The 4,962-nt window shown below is 76.8% G+C and carries 4 protein-coding genes and 1 pseudogene; 1 reads left to right on the top strand and 4 read right to left on the bottom strand.

From position 1 onward, the window contains the following. Both F6X68_RS30585 and F6X68_RS30590 read right to left on the bottom strand, forming a co-directional pair. Positions 1-912, bottom strand: a pseudogene (locus F6X68_RS30585) (transposase); the annotation flags it as partial. A 40-nt stretch (positions 913-952) separates the two neighbouring features. Continuing rightward, positions 953-1,936 (bottom strand): DNA primase, encoded by a 984-nt coding sequence (locus F6X68_RS30590; RefSeq protein ID WP_370519015.1) that lies wholly within the window; start codon positions 1,934-1,936, stop codon positions 953-955. 81 nt (positions 1,937-2,017) lie between these two features. On the opposite strand from F6X68_RS30590, the gene F6X68_RS30595 reads away from it, so the two are divergent. Continuing rightward, a complete protein-coding gene (locus tag F6X68_RS30595) occupies positions 2,018-2,359 on the top strand; it encodes a PadR family transcriptional regulator (protein ID WP_151457501.1) in 342 nt (113 codons plus the stop codon). A 111-nt stretch (positions 2,360-2,470) separates the two neighbouring features. On the opposite strand, the gene F6X68_RS33750 is transcribed toward F6X68_RS30595, so the two are convergent. Both F6X68_RS33750 and cydC read right to left on the bottom strand, forming a co-directional pair. After that, positions 2,471-3,127 (bottom strand): permease prefix domain 1-containing protein, encoded by a 657-nt coding sequence (locus F6X68_RS33750; protein WP_192581607.1) that lies wholly within the window; start codon positions 3,125-3,127, stop codon positions 2,471-2,473. A gap of 91 nt (positions 3,128-3,218) precedes the next feature. Continuing rightward, positions 3,219-4,962, bottom strand: a 1,744-nt coding sequence (gene cydC / locus F6X68_RS30605; protein WP_151457503.1) for a thiol reductant ABC exporter subunit CydC, incomplete at its 5' end; no start/stop codon positions are given.

Raw genomic sequence — 4,962 nt, forward strand, 5'->3', positions numbered from 1 at the left:
CGTGCCGACCCGGTCGTTGAGCGCGCCCACCAGCGCCTGGCAGCCGGCGTCGCAGGCCCGGACGGAGGCGACCGCCTGCCGCACGGTCTCCGCCACGGCGGAGGTGAGGGCGCGGTTGACGGTGGCGCGTCGGGGCGTCTCGCTGATGGCCACCCGCAGGGCGGTCACCGCTGAGGTGAGCTCGTCGGCGTCGGCGACCCCGTCGGCGGCGAGCCGCGCCGTGACCGCCTCGGCGGGGGCCGGGGCGTCGTCGCCGTGGCCCACGGTGCCGCTCAGCATGCCGGGCTCGGGCAGGGCGTCCAGCACGGCCAGCGAGACCGGCTCGGCCGGGTCCGGGTACGCCCGCAACGCGGCCGGGTAGAGCTCGCGGAGCACCTCCCGCAGCGCGACGGCGGCGGAGTGCCGGCCGCTGGCCAGGGCGGCGTGCGCGGCGAGGACCTGCTTGTAGCCGGCGAGGTCCCGGGGGGCCGGGAGGGTGACGGCGGAGAGGGCGCCGGCCTGCAGGGCGCGGGCCAGGCCGACGGCGCGCCGCTCGGCCGGGGGCGACTGCATCTCCTCCAGGGAGTCGTCGTCGGCGAAGCGCTCGGCGAAGTCGTCGACGGAGTCGTCGTCGGCGATCGCCAGTGGACGCCCGGCGGCGCTGAGCAGCGAGGTGACCGTGTGGTCGTCGCTGTCGGCGGCGATGGCCGCACCGCTCGGCCCGCCCGACCGCTCCACGAGCAGCGCGACCAGCTGGGCGTAGCCAGCGGGGTCGTCACCGATCTCGCAGACATGCAGCAGACGGCCTGCGTCGTCGACCACAGCGGACGTCAGCGTCGAACCGGCCGAGACCGGTCGGTCGGCCGGATCCGCCGAGGCCAGACCGCAGTACACGCGCACGAGCGCCACGGCGTCGTCCTCCTCCCGGGACACAAGGCTTTCACTGCCAGAGACTGATGCTCCCCGTAAAGGGTCAGTCGCGCCAGTCCACCGTCGCAGAGATCTTCCCGACAATGGTGCGCCAACCCAGACTTGCGGTTTGTGCCCCGATTTTCCTCAGCCGGCGCCGACCGAAGAACCCGCCCACACCGCCGTCGACCGAGGCGCGCAGCGCCTCGTCCAGGTCGTCGAGGCTGGAGCCGGCGGAGAGCATGTCCAGCACCGCGGGCAGCCGCAGCGCGTACGCCAGGTCGCGGGCCACCTCACCGGCCTCGATGAGCAGCGTCCAGTCCCAGGTGTCGTGCCCGCCGCGGAGGTTCTCCACCACCAGGTCGAGCTCGTAGACGTCCTCGTCGAGCGGCGCGATGTCGGCCGGCTCCACCCGTTCGGACAGTTCATTCCAGCTGTCCAGTTGAGACAGGTCGTTCGGCGCCCCGGAGCGGATGAAGCTGACCAGCGACTCGGGCGTCTTGAAGAGCAGCAGCTTCCCACGGTGGGTGAGGAAGACCGGCACCTCCTCGTCGCCCGCCTCGTCCTCGTCGTCCTCGGCGGCGGTCTCGGCGTCCTCGTCGTCGGTCGCGTCGCGGCGGCGGCCCTTGGCCTCCTCGTCGTCGCTCTCGGCGAACTCCTGGGCGACCTCCTCGTCGAGGATGACGACGGCCTCGTCGTCGTCCTCCTCGTCCTCCTCCGTGACCTGGCGGCGGGCCAGGAACGGGTCGTCCTGGTCGCGCTCGGTGACGTCGGTCGGGGTCAGCTCCCGCGCCGGCCGGTAGGCCCGCAGGGTGTAGCCCGTGCCGGCGGGCAGCGCGATCTCCACCGGGTCGATCCGCAGCTCGTCCCAGAGGGCGCGGGCGGCCTCGGCCGAGACGGTTGCGGTGCCGGACTCGGCCGGGGCGTCGGCGTCGTCGAGCTCGGGCTCGTCGGCGTCGGGCCGTTGGGGCGACTGGCGGGCCACGCTGACCTCCGTGTGCTTCGGGTTGCCCGCCGGCGTCCGCCGCCGGCGAGTGACTCTGGGCACATACCCTAGTGGGCGTCTCCGGGAGACCGGTGCCCGCACCCCGGTGGCGGAGCGGGCGGCCGACAAGTAGCGTTGCTACGCATGAAGGCCCAGGCGCTGCACGGACACCTCGACGCGCTGCTGCTCGCGGTGCTCGAGCAGGGCCCGCTGCACGGCTACGCGATCATCGAGGCGCTGCGCAACCGCAGCGACGGGCAGCTCGACCTGCCGACCGGCACCATCTATCCCGCGCTGCGCCGGCTGGAGCGGGCCGGCCACGTGGCCAGCACCTGGAGCACCGTCAACGGGCGGGAACGGCGGACGTACCAACTCACCGACGAGGGCCGGCGGGCGCTGGCCGGCGAGCGGTCCGGGTGGCGCGAGTTCCGCTCCACCGTCGGCCGGTTCCTCGACACCGACACCCCGCCGGCGGCGCCGGCCTGACGGGCACCGGCCAGCGCGACAGGCCGGTGTCCCTCGTCCGTCCTCCGTCCTCCGTCGTGCGGGACGGGCGGCAGCCCTCGACCCGGGCGAGGCGCCCGATCCGTGGCCGGATCAGCGGGCCGCGAGCAGCCAGGTGCGGGCGGCCCGGCCGAGCCAGAGGTAGCCGGCGGCGGCCACCGCCGCGCCGATGATCATGGGCGGCCAGGTGAGCGCGTCGTCCCAGAGGCCGATCGACCACGCGAAGAGTGCCGAGCCGGTCAGTACGCCGAGGGCGAGGACCCCGACGAGGGCCGCCCCCACCGCCCGGTCGGCGCCGCCGCGCAGCGCCGCCCGGCCGGCCCGCAGCAGCCCTGTCGCGGCCAGCGCGAACGCCGCCGCCCAGATCCAGCCCACCGACGCCGACAGCAGCTGGTAGGCGGCCGGCGGCGGGGAGCCGCCCCAGCTCGACCCCTGCCAGGTGAGGTCGCCGGCGACGAACGCGACCGTGGCGAGCGCGATGACCCGCAGCGACAGCCCGCGCAGCGCGCCCGCCGCCAGCTCCGCCTGGTAGGCCGGGGCGAGTTGCGCCGGCGAGCCGAACTCGGCCACCGCCCGGCGCTGCGCCTCCGTCGCCGGCAGCCCGTCCGCCCGGTACGCGTCGACGGCGTCCAGCAGCCCGTGCCGTGCCTCGGTCAGCAGGTCGGACTTGAGCCGGCGCGGCCCCCGCAGGTGCGCGCCCAGCTCCCGCAGCCGTTCCTCCACCGTCGTCGCGTCGTCCTCGCCCCGCATGGCCCCACCCTGTCACGGGTCGCCGCCGGACGTCGTCGGGGACAAACCCTGGCCCGACCCGGAGCCGACGGGCGGTCGGGCCGGGCGGAGGTCAGGGGCGCAGCGCCAGGTACCCGCGTTCGGCCGCCTCCTGGATCAGCCACTGGTCCCGGTACCAGCCCGGAGCGGCGACCAGTTCGGCGTGCCGGCCGCGCTGGGCCACCCGCCCGGCGTCCAGCACCACGATCTCGTCCAGCTCGGCGAGCCCGCTGAGCCGGTGACTGATCAGCAGCACGGAGTGCCCGGCCGGGGTGGCCGCCAGCGCGGAGGCGAGCACCGCGTCGGCGGCGGCGGGATCGAGCCCCTCGGTCGGCTCGTCGAGCACCAGCACACCCGGCGCCGCGAGCAGCGCCCGGGCCAGCGCGAGCCGCTGCCGCTGGCCGCCGGAGAGCTGGCCGCCCTCCTCGCCGACCACGGTGTCCCAGCCGTCGGGCTGCTCGTGCACCCAGTCCAGCAGCCCGGCCGCCGCGGTCGCCGCCGCCAGCTCCTCCTCGCCGGCCGCGGGCCGCCCGAGCAGCAGGTTCTCCCGCACGGAGGCGTGGAAGACGTACGCCTCGGCGAGCAGTCCGCCGACCGCGCGGGGCAGTTCCTCGGCCCGGTACGCCGACAGCCCGCGCCCGTCGAGGGTGACCCGGCCGTGTGCGGGGCGCACCGCGCCGGTGAGGACGGCGGCCAGGGTGCTCTTGCCGGCGCCGCTGGGCCCGACCACCGCGACCCGGCGACCGGGCGGCAGGTCCAGGCTGAACCCGTCCAGGGCGGGCGGGGCGCCCTCCCGGTACCGGACGGTGACCTCCTCGAACCGGACGTCGTACGGCCCGGGGCCGACCTCCGCGCCGTCGGAGGTGGCCGGACCGGCCGGGGCGTCCAGCAGGGCGGCGACCCGGGTCAGGCCGGTCCGCAGCTGGGTCCACTGCCGGGCGGCCCCGACCAGCGCCAGCGCGATCTCCACGGCGGCGAGCGTGCCGACCGCCAGGACGCCGACCAGCACCCCGTCCACGTCGTCGGCGAGTGCGGCGAGCACCACCGCGCCGGCGGTCAGCCCGGCCACGAGCACCCCCGTCGCGTCGACGGCGAAGCCCGTGGCGGCGAGCCGCCGCTCCAACCGGGCCAGCCGGTGGGTCCGTGCCCCGGCCGCCTCCAGCGCGTGCCCGGTGCCGCCGAACGCGGCCAGGTCGGCGGCGCCGTGGGTGAGGTCGACCGCGTCGGTGGCGAGGGCGCCGCGCAGCGGCGCCAGCTCGGCGGCGGCGCGCCGGGTCAGCGCGGTGGCCAGGGCGGGCAGCGCCACCCCGGCGACCAGCAGCCCGACCGCGAGCACCCCGGCGGCGGCCGGCGACATCAGCGCCGCCCCGCCGACCGCGAGCACGCTGACCAGCGCCGCCGCCGAGGCCGGCACCAGCACCCGCAGCAGCAGGTCCTGGACGGCCTCCACGTCGGAGACGAGCCGGCTCAGCGCGTCGCCGGAGCGCTGCCGGGCCGTCGGGCGGGCGGCGAGGGTGCCGAAGACCCGGGCCCGGACGTCGGTGATCAGCCGCAGCACGGCGTCGTGCCCGGCGAGCCGTTCGGTGTAGCGGAGCACGCCCCGGCTGATCGCCAGCGCCCGGACCGCCACGATCGCCACGGTGAGGCGGTCCAGCGGGGGCTGGCCGGCGGCGCTCATCAGCAGCCAGGTCGCGGTGGCCATCAGGGCGAGGCCGGCGAACTCGGTGGCGGCGGCGAGCAGTCCCGCGCCGAGCAGCCGGTTCAGGTACGGCCGGGCCAGCCGCAGCACGGCCCGCTCGGCGGAGCCGGCGCGCCCC

The sequence above is a fragment of the Micromonospora sp. AMSO12t genome, from assembly GCF_008806585.1.
Classification (GTDB): domain Bacteria; phylum Actinomycetota; class Actinomycetes; order Mycobacteriales; family Micromonosporaceae; genus Micromonospora; species Micromonospora reichwaldensis.